Annotated in this window: 8 protein-coding genes; 1 reads left to right on the top strand and 7 read right to left on the bottom strand. The window is 67.7% G+C overall.

Features of this window, described 5'->3' with window-relative positions:
• Nucleotides 1-40: 40 nt before the first annotated feature.
• Nucleotides 41-4,597: a discoidin domain-containing protein gene (locus tag L0U85_RS00975; protein WP_241375738.1), complete on the bottom strand. Its 4,557-nt coding sequence runs from the start codon at nucleotides 4,595-4,597 to the stop codon at nucleotides 41-43.
• 355 nt (nucleotides 4,598-4,952) lie between these two features.
• Entirely contained in the window at nucleotides 4,953-6,656 is a 1,704-nt protein-coding gene (locus L0U85_RS00970) for an RICIN domain-containing protein (protein WP_241375737.1), read from the bottom strand.
• A gap of 761 nt (nucleotides 6,657-7,417) precedes the next feature.
• Between L0U85_RS00970 and L0U85_RS00965 the strand changes: the two genes are divergently transcribed.
• On the top strand, nucleotides 7,418-8,821 hold the full coding sequence (locus L0U85_RS00965) for a family 43 glycosylhydrolase (protein WP_241375736.1): 1,404 nt from the start codon (nucleotides 7,418-7,420) through the stop codon (nucleotides 8,819-8,821).
• Between the two features lie 165 nt (nucleotides 8,822-8,986).
• Here L0U85_RS00965 and L0U85_RS00960 read toward each other — a convergent pair whose 3' ends face one another.
• The 5 genes from L0U85_RS00960 to L0U85_RS00940 all read right to left on the bottom strand — a co-directional run bounded on the left by L0U85_RS00960 (nucleotide 8,987) and on the right by L0U85_RS00940 (nucleotide 15,285).
• On the bottom strand, nucleotides 8,987-11,008 hold the full coding sequence (locus L0U85_RS00960; protein ID WP_241375735.1) for a TIM-barrel domain-containing protein: 2,022 nt from the start codon (nucleotides 11,006-11,008) through the stop codon (nucleotides 8,987-8,989).
• Nucleotides 11,009-11,028: 20 nt separating this feature from the next.
• Entirely contained in the window at nucleotides 11,029-11,838 is an 810-nt protein-coding gene (locus L0U85_RS00955; protein WP_241375734.1) for a carbohydrate ABC transporter permease, read from the bottom strand.
• Between the two features lies 1 nt (nucleotide 11,839).
• Nucleotides 11,840-12,787, bottom strand: coding sequence for a sugar ABC transporter permease (locus L0U85_RS00950; RefSeq protein ID WP_241375733.1), 948 nt, complete (start codon nucleotides 12,785-12,787; stop codon nucleotides 11,840-11,842).
• A gap of 65 nt (nucleotides 12,788-12,852) precedes the next feature.
• Complete coding sequence (locus L0U85_RS00945; RefSeq protein ID WP_241375732.1) at nucleotides 12,853-14,109, bottom strand: extracellular solute-binding protein; 1,257 nt, start codon at nucleotides 14,107-14,109, stop codon at nucleotides 12,853-12,855.
• A gap of 168 nt (nucleotides 14,110-14,277) precedes the next feature.
• The gene (locus tag L0U85_RS00940) at nucleotides 14,278-15,285 is read right to left on the bottom strand and encodes a LacI family DNA-binding transcriptional regulator (RefSeq protein ID WP_241375731.1); all 1,008 of its coding nucleotides are present in this window, start codon (nucleotides 15,283-15,285) and stop codon (nucleotides 14,278-14,280) included.
• Between the last annotated feature and the right edge of the window lie 63 nt (nucleotides 15,286-15,348).

The raw sequence follows: 15,348 nt of genomic DNA, 5'->3' as shown, positions 1-15,348 counted from the left end.
AAAGGGGCCGTGTGCGACACGGCCCCTTTCCTGTGACGCGTCAGCAGTCGCCCAGGCGCTCCCAGACGCCGGCAGTGCCGGGTTCCTGGTTGCGCGACCACCACCGTGCCCGCCAGCGCACCCCGTCGTGGACCGCTTCGTCGCCTTCTTCGTAGACGGTCGAGGGCGTCCACCGGGTCAGGCGGTCGCCGCCGCAGAACAGCGCCTCGCCGACCTCGGCCCAGGCACTATAGGGCGACTCGCCGGGGACCTGACCATGCGTCGACCACTGGGCCACGTAGACCGCGCCCTCGTACTGCACGCGGGCTCCGGCGGTGTACTGGGTCGGTTCGTCCCAGTCGGGAACGTTCCAGACCAGGGCGCCGATCGCGGCGTCGAGCGCGTCGGCCGCCGCGTCCACATCGCTCTGCGTCGCGGCATCGTCGGCGGCGAGCGATTCGCCGTCGGTGACGGCGTCCGCGAGCGCGCCCCACGATTCGGGCGTCCAGTCGGCCTCATTGAGGAGGGCGGCGCGATCGAGCAGCAGGTCGATCAGGGTGTCGTCGACGGCGCGCTCGATGAACACGAGTTCGGCGACGTTGGCGTGCCCGTTCGGCGTGTAGTACCGCAAGTAGCGGTACTCGGTGGTGCTCTCGATGGGGACGGCGCCCCATTCGGCGGCCGTCACCCCGGAGATGGTCGCGAGGGCCTCCCAGGTCTGGCCGTCGTTCGAGCCCAGGATCTGCGCTCCGTTGGCGCGCAGATGGTTCCCTGACCGCGGCAGGAACTCGACGGCCGAGAGCGCGACGGCACCGTCCTCTCCGAGGTCGGCCTGGACCCAGCCCTCCGCGGTCTTGGTGTCCGGAGAGGTCGCCGGGTCGTCGTCGAAGGCCCGCCGGCCGTTCCCGGCCGCGTCGACCGAGTCGTCCCAAGCGACGCTGGACGCGACCACACCGGCCGGGTCGACCTCGACCTCGGGGAACAGCGTCGACTGCGGCACCAGCAGTGCCGCGGCCGCGAGCAGGTCGTTCAGGAGTGCGATGCGGTCGGGGTCTTCGGCTGCGAGGGCCTCCCGGATGCGGGCGACCTCCTCCTCGTAGAGATAGGCGCTCGCGCGGGTGGAGTCGCCGGTGTCGCGCACCTTCGCCTCGAGGTAGGCGTCGTCGTACGTGAAGTCGCCGAAGAACTGGGCCTCGCTGAGGTTGCCGTGCCAGCGGTTCGGGTTGATGATCCTCAAGTAACGGTAGTGCGCGTCGCCGGTGACCGCGCTGCGGGACCAAACGCCGCTGACGGGGTCGCTCAACGGCTCGGTGAGGTCGGTCCAGGTCTGGCCGTCGTCGGAGCCTTGAACGATGGTGCCCTCGGCCCGTGAGACGCAGCAGTCGCGCGGCAGGAGGAACGCCTCGTCGAGACGCACGGACGCGCCCTCACCGAAGTCCACCGTGTAGTAGGAGCCTTCGCCGGTGACGAGGTCCCCGGCCGTCTCGGCGTCGCCGTCGAACAGCAGGTATCCGACCTCATCGGCGCTGAGTCCGTTGCCGGGCCACTGCTTGTCGGAGGCGGTCACGGTGGCGAGGTCGGCGACGTCGATCCAGTGGTCGCGGTCGCCGCCGACGTAGAGGCTCTCGTCGTCGGCGGTGCCGTAGTAGGTCGGACCCGGCTGCCCGTTCGCGTCGGTGTAGTCCACGGCGAGCGAGACGGTGCCCGGCTCGACGTCGTCGAGGACGACCGGGGCGATCCAGTTGACGCCGTCGTCGGAGGTGGCCGCCGCCGATATTCCCTTCACGTTCACCGAGAGTGAGTCGATCGGCTCCTTCGTGGTTGCGGCGACGGTCACGGTGTCGCCGATGGCGATCTTCCCCGCGACGGCGTCATCGGAGGTGATCGTGGCCGACTCGATCAGGTTGCCGATCTCGTGGCGTTCGCCGTAGATGCGGAACTCGGTCATCTCGAAGAGTCCCCGCACGGTCCCGTACAGGACGTCCGGCAACGGTTCGAGCATCTTGACCTTGATGTACCGGAAATGATCGTCTGTGAGCTCCGGGTCCACTTCGAGGGTGTGGAAGTCCTGGGTGAACTCCGTGACCTCCGGGGTGAGCCGGGTCCAGTCGGTGCCGTCGTCGGAGCCGAACACCGCCGAGTTGGCGAGCCGGTCGGAGAAGATGTTGCTCTGGAACCCGAACTCGCTGGCCGAGACCCGGAAGTCGGGGCCGAAGTCGAAGGTGTGCGACAGGTTGACGGCCTGGCCGTACCAGACGCCGGTCTGATTGTTGCCGTCGGTCAGGAGTCCGATGCGGCCCCCGGCGGTGGAGGACTCGACGAGCCCCGCGTAGTCGAGACCGCCGTCCAGATCGGACGTCGGCGAGATCAGGCGTAGACCTTCGACGGCCGCGACCAGGTCGGCCAGCGCGGCCAGGTACTCCGCGTCGGAGCCTTTCTTTCGCAGGTCCTCGGCGGTCTCGTGCGCGGCGGTGAAGGCGGCCTCGGTCGCGGACTCGTATCCGTCTTCGAGGTCGAGGCCGTCCTCGGCGAGCCCGATGGCGCCTCGGCGGTCGCCCGCGACGGCGAACGTCACTCGGCGGGCGGCGGCGTTGGTGCCGTCGTCGGCGGCGACGGTGACCGCCCAAGTGCCGGATCCGTCAGGAGTCCAGGTCAACGCGCCCGTATCCGGGTCGAGATCGGCGTCCTCGGGGAGGCCGGTCGCAGTGTAGGTCGTGCCCTCCGCGGCGGTCGCCGAGAGGTCTGCGGTGACATCGGCTCCGGACCAGGTGACGACCCGGTCGGCCGCGTCCGCGGCGAAGACCGGCCCGGTGAGGTCGGCCTCGGCGTCGATGTTGATGTGGTCGATGTCGACCGTGGCGCCCTCGGTCTCGATGAACAGGATGTCGCCCATGGATCTGTCGGCCGTGACATAGCGCCATTCGCCGCCGGTGTCCGGCACGAGCAGCGTGCGGTCGCGTTTGACGGTGTCGTCGTGACTGGCACCGCCCAGGTGGATCACCGCCTCGCCTTCGGTGCGGACGAGGAAGCCCAACTTCGGGCGGTTGGTCGCGCCGCTGAGATAGGCGATCTTCGAGCCGTCGGCCATGCTCACGTAGCCCTCGCCGGTCTCGACGTCCCCGGCCAGATGGGTGTAGCGCTCCTCGACCTCGTGGATGTCGGGGTCATCGCCCAGCGGCGGAGTGGAATCCCCGGCCGCCTCGGCGGGTGCGAACAGCCACGAGTCGCCCTCGCCGTCGTAACCTCCCCAGGCGTTGCCCAACGCACCGCCGCGGTAGTACAGCGGGCCAGGGCGCTTGGCGTAGGCCTCGGCTAGGAACGGAGCCGTCGCATCGAGGTCCATGCCGCGAGTGAACTTGTAGTGGTAGTAGATCTCCCAGAAGCTCGCGGTCGCATACCGGCCGCGATAGCTGTCGGAGATGTGGTTGTAGGTGTCGCGGATCGTGCCGTCGGGCGAGATCGCGTACCCGACCGGGGTCCACTCGGGGTCGTGGCCGAGCATGAACTGCCAGAAGTAGTCGGCGGCTCCGAGGATGCGGTCGTCCAGGAACTCATAGGGCCCCACCGCGTCCTCGGCGGTCGAGACCGTGCCGTCGACCGGGTCCACCTCGGTGCCCTGGGCGAGCAGCATGCGGGACAGGACTGCGAAGTTGGTGAGGTCGCCGCCGCCGTGCGCCTGGTCGCGGCCCATCTCGACGTGCTGCACGTGCGGGTCTTCGATGGGCTCGCCGGTCTGGTCGTTCTTGTCGACCCACCGGAGAAGCCACTTGATGGAGCCGTTGAACCCTCGGTCCTCGGCGGTCGAGTTGACGGTGAACCACTCGACCTTCTCCTCGTAGAGGGCCTTGTCGTCCATGAAGATCGCCCCGGCCATGGAGCCCATCAGCGGGTAGTTGTGCTGGTTCATGAAATGGTCCGGGGAGGACATGAACGTCGCGATGCTCGGCAGGATGAGGTTCTCGGTGAGGGCCTGGGTGTCGGCGTCGGTCCACGGGTAGGCCTCGTCCTCGCCGCAGCTGGTGTAGCGCAGCAGCTCGGCGGCGGACGCCATGCGGAAGAGCGGGACGCCGGTGTGGATGTGCGAGTCGGTGAAGTACTCGTACTTCGCGGGGTCCATCTGCGACCAGATGCGGAGGATGCCCAGCGCGTTCTCGCGGTGGACCTCCTTCCCGGTGAGCACGTACATGACCGCCTGCGTGTAAGCCTTCTGGCCGTCGGCCCTGAACCGCCCGTTGAAGCCCTGGCTGTTGAACGCGTCCGAGGCCGGCTTGGTCGGATCGGACCCGGCGTTGGACGAGCCCACGTTCTCGCCGGCTGCGGAGTGGCTCTTCAGCGCCTCGAACGAGGACGCCCACGGCTCGGCTCCGGCCGCGAGCTGGTCGCGCACGTTCTCCAGGATCGGCTCGGTGAGTCCGACGCCGGGGTGGTTGAACCCGGCCTCGCTTGTCGTGGAGTGGATCTGCACCTCACAGGCGGCGGTCTCCTGGGCCGTGACGGGCTTCGCGGCGCCGGGCGCGAACTGGAGGAGTCCGAGTGACAGCGCGAGGGCCGCCGCGAGCGCCAGGGCCCGTTTCGGGATGCTGGAGGGGCCGCGCAGAGCGGCCCGGAGGGGAATCATGATCGGTACCTTCTTCGTTGAGGGTGGATGCGGGCATACAGGGTTCCGAGACGCAACATGCCGGGGCGGTGTCGCCGTTGCGCGGCAGTCGGATCCGGCGTGTACGGGTGGGGGATCGACTCAATTCACCCTGGATATCGTTATCCATTTACAGATAACGATATCTAAGGTCGCGACACGAATCAATGCCCCCGCACGCCTTTCTTCACTCGCATCCAGCGTCACTGGGGAACAGAGGCCCGCTCGCGTCACCACTTGCGGCGCAGATTCAAAGACAGCTTCCAAGCGTCGAAGCCGCCCGAGTTGACGCTGTAGGCCCCCGGGCCCGAAGCGCCCCGCCGCTTTCACGTCCGGTTCAGGCGATGCGGTGCAGGTGCCAACGCTGCTGCGGTCCGCCGTTGTCGCTCCACTGGATGACGCCGTCGCCGTCCGCCTCGCCGTTGCCGTTGTCGAGCACCATGCCGGAGCGTTCGCAGGTGAGCTTGACCGCTCCACCGCCGACGTCGGTGATGCGCCAGCGCTGCTGCGGGCCCCGGTTGTCGGTCCACTGGATGACCCGAGCGCCTTCGGTCGCGGTGTTGCCGTTGTCGAGTGCCTTGCCCGAATGCTGGCAGAGCAGCCGATGGTAGCCGCCGCCGACGTCGTTGATGTACCAGCGCTGCTGGGTACCGCCGTTCGCGCCCCACTGGATCATCCGCTGGCCGTTCTCGGAGGAGGCGGCGTTGTCCAAGACCTTCCCCGAACGCTCGCAGGTGAGCGTGTAAACCCCTCCTGAGACGACGGCCGGGGTCGGCAGCGTGTTGGCGAGGGTGCCGAAGCCGAGGGCGTCGAAGCCGCCGGAGCTCGAGTTGTAGTCCCCGCCGCCCCCTTCGGGTCGCAGGGAGGCGGCCATCCGAGCGACGTTCGGCATCTTGAGCCCGCGCCGCACGCTGTAGTGGTTGTAGACCATCTCCCACACCGGGCGCTGCTCACCGCGGCCGCCCTCAGAGATGGCGGTGTGCTCACGGTAGTCGCAGTTGTGGCCGAACCCCCAGCTGTAGGTGGTGAACGGAACGTCGTTGTAGCCGAGGTTGTAGCGGGCGACGTACTCTGCGGCCTTGGCGAAGGCGTTGTCATTGGCCGAGTACAGGTCGAGGCCCTGATTCCAGGCCATCTCCATGAACGCGGCCATCAGGCCGATGCCCATGATCGAGTGCGCCTGGTCGCGGCCGGACTCCTGCCACTGAGCGAGGCCGTCGTCGTAGACGAACGGGATCGCGTTCTCGATCGAGCCGTTGCCCTCACCGTTGTGGAAATAGTCCACCGCCTCGTCGAACTGGGCCTGGTCGTCGCGCAGGATTCCGATTGCGATGATCGAGGCCATGTTGCACAGGTCCCAGTTGGCCCAGTAGTGGCTGTCGCAGGTGTCGTTGTGCCTGGCCAGGAAGTCGCTGTTCAGCGGGTAGAAGACGTTGTGCATCATGTCCTGGAACCGAGCCAGGTCGAAGCCGTCGTAGTCGCGGATGAGCTCGCCGACGTTTGCGAACTGGTAGCCGTAGATGCCTGAGGCTAGACGGGAATCGGAGTGGGTGGGGTCAATGGACCTCAGCGTCTGCGACCACGCGTTGCAGATGTCTCGCGCGGCATCGCCGTGGGCGGTGTCCCCGGAGATCTTCCATCGCAGCGCGTTCTGGTAAGCCGCAGCGATGTCGAGGTAGAGCTGCGCGTAGTTCTCCTCCTGGCCGCCACCGCGTACGACCACTTCCACCGGGCGGGGCTCCCAGGTACTGTGCGAGCGGCCGTTGGCGACCAGCTTGTCCCAACCGGAGGTCCACGGCTCGGCGCCCGCGTCGACCTTTTCGGCCATGCGGTCGAGGTCCGCCTCGGTATGGAGCATCCCGGGGTGGGAATTCTGGAGCACTCCGGCCGGCTGGCCTTGGGCACCGGCGATGCCGACGGAGCCGGCGCCGGCCACCGCCAGGCCCGCCGCGCCGATCGCCCCTTGGAAGAGGCGCCGCCGTCCGACGCTCGCGCGCTTCGACGGCGTGCGCGGTCGTTCTGTGTCATGTCGTTCTGACATGGTGCTCCTTTGCTCCATGCGGTGTGCGATGCGGGAACGCAACCATCACCTTGAGATATCGTTATCCCTCAATTTCAACAGTACTCACAACATCTATGTATGTCAATACTCTGATCGCAACCTGCGGTTCAAGTGGAACACCCACCACCCCAAGGCCGAAAAGCCGGGCCGGCACCGTCGGCGAGCTTGCCCTAAGCCCAGAAGATCGGCCTCGACATTCCGGTTCGACCCCTTAGGACAGAAATCGTTATCCCGTGTCCGCCCGAGCACCTCCCCGCCCCTCAGCCACACCGCGATCGACCCCGCAACACTTCGGAGGGAGGCATGAGCCCGGGCTGCTCATGCCGATTCGCGGCCGAGTTCGACGGCTTCGGCCGCCTGCTCTCACCGGGGGACTCACGATCGAGGGACCCGCCTGGACCTGTGGTGGGCCCCGACCGGCAACGACCGGATCGGCTGGTTCGGTCCGAACGCCGGACCATGGCGCTCGATCGGCCTGCACCGCTTGGGGCACCAGCTGGTCGGTCTATACGAAGAGGACAGATGCACGGTGGTACGCACCCGCGTCGCCCCGGCCGTGACCGACCTCGGCAGTCGAGCCGAGTCGTCGTCCGGCATCGAGGCTCTTGACTTTCTCTATGGGTTGTCGTTAGCCTCGGACCATTGATCCTCGGTCGTTCCCACACTGGATCAGCCCATGTTATCGGTACCACTCGGTCCGCGCCCGTTCGAGCCTGGCGCCCCGAACCAAGGAGATCACCATGCCCAGAATCCGCTCCATATGCTCCGCTCTCGTGTTGGCGCTGGCCATCGCGTTGAGCGGAGCCTCCCCCGCCGCGGCCGATCACCATCTGACCGACGGGACGTCGGTCAACCTGATCGCCTTCCACTCGGACAAATGCGCCGACGTGATCAGCGCATCCACCGCCGACGGCGCAGAGATCGCGCAATACGACTGCAACGACGGCCTGAACCAGCTGTGGCGCATGAACGACCTGGGCGACGGCTACGTCGAGCTCACCGCTCGCCACTCCGACAAGTGCCTCGACGTCACCTCTGCCTCGGACTCCAACGGCGCCAAGGTCATCCAGTGGACCTGCAACGGCGGAGCCAACCAGCAATGGCAGATCCAAGACGCCGGGAACGGCCAGGTGCAACTCATCGCCCGCCATTCCGACAAGTGCCTCGACGTGCCCAGCTCCTCGACCGACAACGGCGCACGACTCCAGCAGTGGGACTGCCACACCGGCGACAATCAGAAATGGGAGCTGAACCTGGTCTCGAATCCGGCTCTGCCCGGCCTGTTCGCCGACCCGAACATCGTCGTCTTCGACGACACCTACTACCTCTACCCGACCACCGACGGCTTCGCCGGCTGGTCGGGCACCCAGTACCGGGCCTTCTCCTCCACCGACCTGGTCAACTGGACCGACCACGGCGTGATCCTCGACCTCGCGACCGACGTCTCCTGGGCCGACAACTCGGCCTGGGCGCCCGGCATCGCCGAGAAGAACGGGAAGTACTACTTCTACTTCTCCGGCGGTCTGGCCAGCGGCAACACGGCCAAGCACCTCGGCGTGGCCGTCTCGGACTCACCGACCGGCCCGTTCACCGACGCCCTCGGTGAACCGCTGGTCCCGGCGGGCACCTACTCGGGCCAGGCGATCGACCCGGCCGTCTACACCGATGACGACGGCCAGTCCTACCTGTACTGGGGAAACGGCCAGGCGCAGCAGGTGCCGCTGAACGAGGACATGATCTCGTTCGACCCCGACCAGGTCGCCATCTACGACCCGCCCGGTTACAACGAGGGCGCCTTCGTCGTCGAACGCGACGGCACCTACTACTTCATGTGGTCGGAGAACGACACCCGAAGCGAGGACTACCGCGTCGCCTACGCCACCGGTTCCTCGCCGACCGGCCCGTGGAGCGATCGAGTCGGAGTGATCCTCCAAAAGGACCTGAGCCAAGGCATCAAGGGCACCGGCCACCACTCGGTCGTCCAGGTCCCCGGCACCGACGACTGGTACATCGCCTACCACCGCTTCGCCATACCCGACGGCGACGGCACCCACCGCGAGACCATGATCGACCGCCTGTACTTCGAGCCGGACGGCTCCATCCGACCGGTCGTCCCGACCCTCGAAGGCATCGCCCCGATCTAGGCCCCCGACCTCGACGCGACGCCGTCCGACATGGATGGATCCGATCAGCTCCACGGAGCATTTCGTGGAGCTGATCGGCAGACCGCGCCGGACTGGGGACCTCCTTCGAGCACACCACGGTGTGCGGGAACGACCTCCAATCGAGCTCTTCTCCGACCGACGGTTCTAGATCGCGCCGACGAGTTCGGGCAGTGCGCCGTTCCGAGTGAAGACCGGGATGCGGTCGAGCGGGGCGTCGACGGTGAGCCACTGGCCGCCTTCGTGCCCCGTCCCGGTGCGCAGGTCGGTCCACTGCGCGCCTGCGGGCAGATAGACGCGGCGGCTGGTCACGCGCGGCTCGACCACAGGAGCGACCAGCAGGTCAGGGCCGTACATGTACTGGTCGGCCAGGTCCCAGCAGACTTCGTCGGCAGGGAACTCGTGGAACATGCCGCGCATGACCGGCTGGCCGTCGGTGTGGGCGTCTTCCATCAGGCGGCGGGTATACGGCCGCATCGCCTCCCGGAAGTGGACGTAGCGAGCGAGGATCTCGTAGACCTCCTCACCGAAACTCCACAGCTCGTTGGGCGCGCCGGTGGGGTTGCGGGCCGAGCCGTCCGCAGCCCGGACCTCCTCGCTCGGCTGCCTGTCACCGTGCATGCGCATGACCGGGCAGAACGCCCCGAACTGGAACCACCTGACGAGCAGGTCGCGGAAACCGGGGTCGTGGATGTTCCCGCCGCCGAAGCCGCCGATGTCGGTGGTGAACCACGGGATGCCCGCGACGCCCATGTGGATGCCCGCGGTGATCTGCTTTCGGAAGTCCTCCCAGCTCGAGTGGATGTCCCCGGACCACACGAGCGCCCCGTAGCGCTGGCTGCCGGCCCAGGCGCAGCGCACCAGGTTCACCACCTCGTCCTGACCGGCCTCGCGCTGTCCTTCGTAGAACATCCGCGAGAACGCCTGGGGGTACACGTTGCCGACCTCGACGTTCGGACCCGCGTGATAGCGGTAGTTGTCGAAGTCGTAGACGCCGTACTCGGGTTCGGCCTCGTCGAGCCAGAAGACCTTGATGCCGAGGTCGTGGTAGTTGCGCCTGACGATGTCCCAGACCTCGGAGCGAGCGCGGGGGTTCGTGGCGTCGAGGAACATGCTCGGACCTTGGAAGCCCATCTGGACGTCCAGGCCCCTTTCCGTGCGGACCAGCAGGTTCTCCTTCTTGAGCCTCGCGAAGTTCTCCGACTCGAGCGAGACCTGGGGCCAGACGGAGACCATCAGCTCCACGCCCATCTCCTTGAGCTCGGCGACCATCGCGGCCGGGTCGGGCCAGAACTCCTCCTCGAAGCGGAAGTCGCCCATCTTGGGCCAGTGGAAGAAGTCCGCGACGATGACGTCGAGCGGCAACCCACGCCGCCTGTGCTCGCGCGCCACCTCGAGCAGCTGCTCCTGGTTCCAGTACCGCAGCTTGCACTGCCAGTACCCGAGCCCGTACTCGGGCATCATCGGGGCGTGCCCTGTCGCATCGGCGTACGCGCCGCTGATCTTCGCGGGCGTCGTACCGACCGTGATCCAGTAGTCGAGCTGTTCGGTGGCTTCGGCGACCCACTCGGTGCGGTTCGCCGCGAACGTGGCCGCCCCGATGGCCGGGTTGTGCCACAGGAACCCGTAACCTGCGCTGGAGACGACGAAGGGGACGCTGGCCTGGGAGTTGCGGTGCGCCAGTTCGAACGTGGATCCCTTGACGTCGAGGATCTCCTGCTGGTACTGCCCCATCCCGTAGAGCTTCTCCCCCGCGACCGGCTCGAACGCGGCTCGCAGGCGGTGCGCTCCACCGGCCTGCGGCCGGAACTCGCGCGCGGCGAGCTTGAGAGCGCCTCCACCGCCGAGTTCCTTGAGCACGGTTCGCCCGTCCGCGTCACGGAACTCCAGCGAGCACTTGAAGACGTCATAGCCGGTCTGATAGTCGAAGCCGCCCCAGGCCCTGAGCACGGCTGTGATGGCGCCGTTCGTGAGCGTCGCGGTCTCGCCGTCCACCTCGATGGCGACCTGAACCGGCTCGGGCTCCAGCAGCGCGAAATCCGTGTCGCGCACGTCGCCCGACGGCGAACTGCGCACCCGCAGCGAATCGCGGCCCCACGCCTGGACCACCAGCGTCTCACCGTCGCCGCGCCAGGTGATGGAGTCCTCGGTCGTCTCGAACGTGTTCATCAGGTTGTCACTCGTTTCCTCTAGTTCTTGACCGCGCCGGCGGTCACGCCGGCGGCCACGTATTTCTGTGCCACGACCAGCAGCACCGCCGCCGGGATCGAGGCGACCACCGCGGTCGCCATCATCGGGCCCCACTCCTGGTTCTGGGCTCCGATGTAGTTGTATATGCCCATCGTGATCGGCCGGAGCAAGCCGCCCTCGCGATTGAGGGTGGAAGCGAAGATGAAGTCCGACCACGCCCACAGGAACGCGAACAGCGCCGAAGTGATGATCGCGTTCCGCGAGACCGGCAGCACGATCGACCGGAACGTCCGCCAGTGCGAGGCGCCGTCGATCTGGGCCGCTTGCAGCAGTTCACGGGGAATGCCGGACATGAACGCGGTGAGGAGCAGGACGGCGAACGGGACCGCGATCGTGGAGTCCGCAAGGATCAGGCCCGGAAGCGTGTCGAGCAGCCCCACGGTGTTGTAGATCGAGTACAGGCCGAGCGACATGACCACGGCCGGGACCATCTGCGCCACGATCAGCGCGAAACCGAGGACGCGGCGTCCCGGCACGGCCATTCTGGCGAGCGCGAACGAGGCCGGCGCCGCGATAGCGAGCGTGAGCACCACCGTCCCGGCGCCGATCACGAGGCTCGTGCCGAGGTACGGGAGCTGATCGCGGAGGACGACCGCGTAGTGGTCCAAGGTGAAGTCGACGGGCAGGAGGTCGCCGCCTCGGATGCTCTCGCGCCTGGTGAACGAGACGTTGAGCATCCAGTAGAGAGGGAACAGCATGAGCGCGGTCACGACGACCGCGACGGGGTTCTTCCACCAGGTGCGGGCCATGTCAGTCCTCCTGCTTCCGTTGGGCCGCGATGTAGATCAGGCCGAATGCGAGTGCGGCCAGCAGCAGTATCGTCCCCACGGCCGAGGCTTCGGAGTAGCGGATGATCGCCGAGGCGCCCTTGCCGACGGACATGCCGTAAGCCCACGTCGCGAGCGTCTGGGACGTCCCGGTTCCGAGCGTCATGATCCAGATGATGTCGACGACCTTGAGCGTGTACACCAGGCCGAGGAGCAGGGTGATGAGGGAGACCGGACGCAGCATCGGGAGGGTGATGCGCCAGAACTGCTGCCAGGGAGTGGCGCCGTCCATCGACGCGGCCTCGTAGAGCTCCTTCGGGATGCCTTGGAGTCCTGAATAGAGAATCACCAGGTTGAACGGTATGCCGAGCCAGATGTTCGCGATCGCCACCGACATCAGGGCGTTGTCGGCGCTGAGCCACCACACCGGATCGGCGCCGAACAGGCCGATGAACGAGTTGAGGATGCCGTCGTCCGGGTTCATCATCCACTGCCAGGTGGTGCCCGAGACGATGATGGGCAGGAGCCACGGGACGAGGAACATGGCGCGAAGCGGCGCCGCCAGCCGGAACCCGCCGCGGTGGAAGAAGACCGCCAGCGCCAGTCCGATCAGGTACTGGAACACGAGCGAGGCGGCGGTGAACACCGTCGTCTGCCGCACGATGGTCCAGAACCGCGGGTGTTCGACCACGTCCTGGTAGATCTCGGTGCCGACGAACGGGGCGCCGCCGTTGATGAAGGTCCCGCGGTCGAAGCGGTGCAGGCTCATCGACAGGTTCTGGGCGAGCGGGTAGGCGTAGAAGAGGAGGAGGTAGATCACCAGCGGGGCGACGAACGCGACGGCCGCCCAGCGAGCGCCGTGCCGTCTCGGCTTCGAGGTCGCCCGTTCCTGAGTGGTCGGCGCTGCCGTTCTCGTGGTCAGAGTGGTCATTCGGGTACTGCTCCGATCCGGGTTGCCGGATCGGTCGGCCCGCCCGAGGGCGGGCCGACCGACCGTCAGAATCCGCCGGCGTCCTGGAACGCGGCCTCGACGGCTGCCTGGTCGCCCTCGGCGTTGATCGCGGCCTGGATCGCCCCGGAGAGCGAGGCGGACACGTCGACGTACTCGCTGCCGAGTTCGGTGGTGCGGCCCTGGGCGCCCTCGACTGCGGACACCCACGGCTCCCACAGGGGCGACTGGTCCGCCTGGTCGGCGCGGACCTCGGGCTTGGCGGAGAGGTAGCCGAGCGTCTCGTTGGTCTGGAACGCGGCCTCGCCTTCGGTCAGGCAGGCGATCACGGCCGACGCGTTCGCGTAGTGGTCGGAGGCGTCCTCGGTCTGGATCGGGGCCACGGCGAACTCGCCGCCGGTCGGCACCGGGGCGACGCCGCCGTCCTTGGCCGGGATCGGGATGACGCCGACCTCGAAGTCCGCTTCGGCCGCGGCCGAGGCGAACCACGAGCCGTTCTCAGCGAAGGCGTACTCGCCGGTGAGGAACAGGTCCCAGGCCGCCGACTGGTTGTCGGTGGCCGCCGAACGGGGGGCCAGGCCCTCACCGATCCAGTCCGAGAGGAGCTGCCCGGCCGCGACGGCCTCGTCCGAGGTGATGTCGGACAGGTCGGCTCCGGCGCCCCAGAACCAGGGGAGGAACTGGAAGACGCCCTCTTCGCCGGTGACGCCGGAGAAGGTGATGCCCTTGCCGCCGTCTGCGGCGACCTGCTCCATCGCTGCGGTCAGGGAGTCCCAGTCGGTGATCGAGGCCGGGTCGACGCCGGCTTCTGCCAGCAGGTCGACGTTGTAGTACAGGCCGAGCGCGTTTGAGCCGAACGGCACGCCGTAGGCGGTGCCGTCGACGACGCCGGGTCCGATGAGGTTCTCGTCGACGCCGGTGGTGTCGATGCCCGCCTGCTCGGCGGTCGCCAGCATTTCGGCGCCGACGGCTTCGGGCATCATCGGGTTGTCGAGCAGGACGACGTCGGGGGCGCCGCCCTCCTTCACTGCGGTGGTGAGCTGGTTGAACAGGTCGGTCTGGGGCGCGCTGGTCCGCACGATCGTCGATCCGTCCGGGGCGCAGGACTTGACGTGCTCGTCCCAGGCGGAACCTTCGGTGTGCTGGGGGTAGGGGTCCCAGAAGGCGATCTCGGCGGTCGTCGAGCCTTCGCTCGCGTTGCCGCTCTCTCCCGGTTCGGGCGTGCCGCCGGAGCAGGCGGCCAGGGCGCCCATCGTGACCGCGGCGCCGGCGGCGAGGCACCGGCGCATCGTCTTGTTCGTCATTTCATCGGCCTCTTCGTCGAGTTGGGATCACCGGTGCCTCGCTGACTCGAGGGATTCCAATAGTCAGCGAACCGGTTCGCTGCCGATCATGCCAGCACGGATCCGCATTCGTCAAGGCGAACCGGTTCGCTGATTCTTGAGCTGCCCTGATACACCCTCGTCACGGGCCTATGCGACAGTTTCGACGCTCGCTCTGGGCTCCAGGTGCGGCATGATGAGGCGCTTGTGCACGGGACTGTCGGGCGAAGCGATCCGCTTCCCGAGCATCTCGACCGCGGCCTGGGCGACGGCGACCGGCTCGGACTCGACCGACGTGAACGACAAGACGTAGAGTCGCGCGAGCTCTGCCGCGTGCAGCGAGACGACGCTGCGGTCGGCGGGCACTTCGAGCCCGAGATCGCCGAGCACGAACGGGAGCATCGCCACGGCGGCGTCGTTGTGGATGAGCAGCGCGTGCGGGTTCTCGGGGTTCTCCAGCGCGGCGCGCAGGGTCGTGCGCACCTGCTCGGGTCCCACCGGGACGGAGACCGGAACGAGTCGCAGGTCGCGCCGCTCGGCCCTCTCTCGCGCCGAGCGGTCGAACCGGGTCGCGTAGGTGCTGCCCGAGGAGTACAGCTCCTCGGGCCATCGGACGAACATCGCCTCGCGGTGCCCGGCGTCGGCGATGTGGTCGACCAGCATCGCGGCCGCCGCGGCGAAGTCGAGGTCGACCGCGTCGACGCCGCGTGCGTCCTGCGGCATCCCGATGAGGACCGCGGGGTAGCGGGCCTGGCTGATCGGCTCCAGCCGCGGGTCGTCGTCGACCACGTTGAGCAGGATGAACCCGTCGACCTGGCGGCCGGAGATCGCCCGCCGCACCGCCTCCGTGCCGTCGGGCTCGGTCAGCAGCACGACCGAGTAGCCCTGCTCGCGCGCCGCGTCGGACAGCGCGATGAGGTACGCCGCGAGCGCCGGGCTGAACTCGGCCTCGTGGAAGCGGACGACGACGCCGAACGTCATCGTCCGAGAGGTCGCCAGCGCCCTCGCTCCGGCGTTGACCGAGAAGTGGAGCTTGGCGACCGCGGCGTCGACCTTCGCCCGGGTCTGGGGGCTGACGTATTTGCGGCCGGTGAGGACCGAGGAGACGGTACTGCGCGACACCCCGGCTTCACGTGCTACATCGCCGATCGTTGCCACGTTGTTCCTTCCACTCCTCGCTCGGACATGATCGAGTGTACCGGTTCGCTCTACAGCGGACCT

The sequence above is a fragment of the Glycomyces sp. L485 genome, assembly GCF_022548875.1.
Taxonomy (GTDB): Bacteria; Actinomycetota; Actinomycetes; order Mycobacteriales; family Micromonosporaceae; genus Glycomyces.
Note: the sequence above shows the minus strand (reverse complement) of the source record. Positions and strands in the feature narration are given on the sequence as shown.

Excerpts from the sequence above, each read along its gene's own strand:
- L0U85_RS00975 (WP_241375738.1), bottom strand. The coding sequence starts at position 4,597 with ATGATTCCCCTCCGGGCCGCTCTGCGCGGCCCCTCCAGCATCCCGAAA.
- L0U85_RS00970 (WP_241375737.1), bottom strand. The coding sequence starts at position 6,656 with ATGTCAGAACGACATGACACAGAACGACCGCGCACGCCGTCGAAGCGC.
- L0U85_RS00965 (WP_241375736.1), top strand. The coding sequence starts at position 7,418 with ATGCCCAGAATCCGCTCCATATGCTCCGCTCTCGTGTTGGCGCTGGCC.
- L0U85_RS00960 (WP_241375735.1), bottom strand. The coding sequence starts at position 11,008 with ATGAACACGTTCGAGACGACCGAGGACTCCATCACCTGGCGCGGCGAC.
- L0U85_RS00955 (WP_241375734.1), bottom strand. The coding sequence starts at position 11,838 with ATGGCCCGCACCTGGTGGAAGAACCCCGTCGCGGTCGTCGTGACCGCG.
- L0U85_RS00950 (WP_241375733.1), bottom strand. The coding sequence starts at position 12,787 with ATGACCACTCTGACCACGAGAACGGCAGCGCCGACCACTCAGGAACGG.
- L0U85_RS00945 (WP_241375732.1), bottom strand. The coding sequence starts at position 14,109 with ATGACGAACAAGACGATGCGCCGGTGCCTCGCCGCCGGCGCCGCGGTC.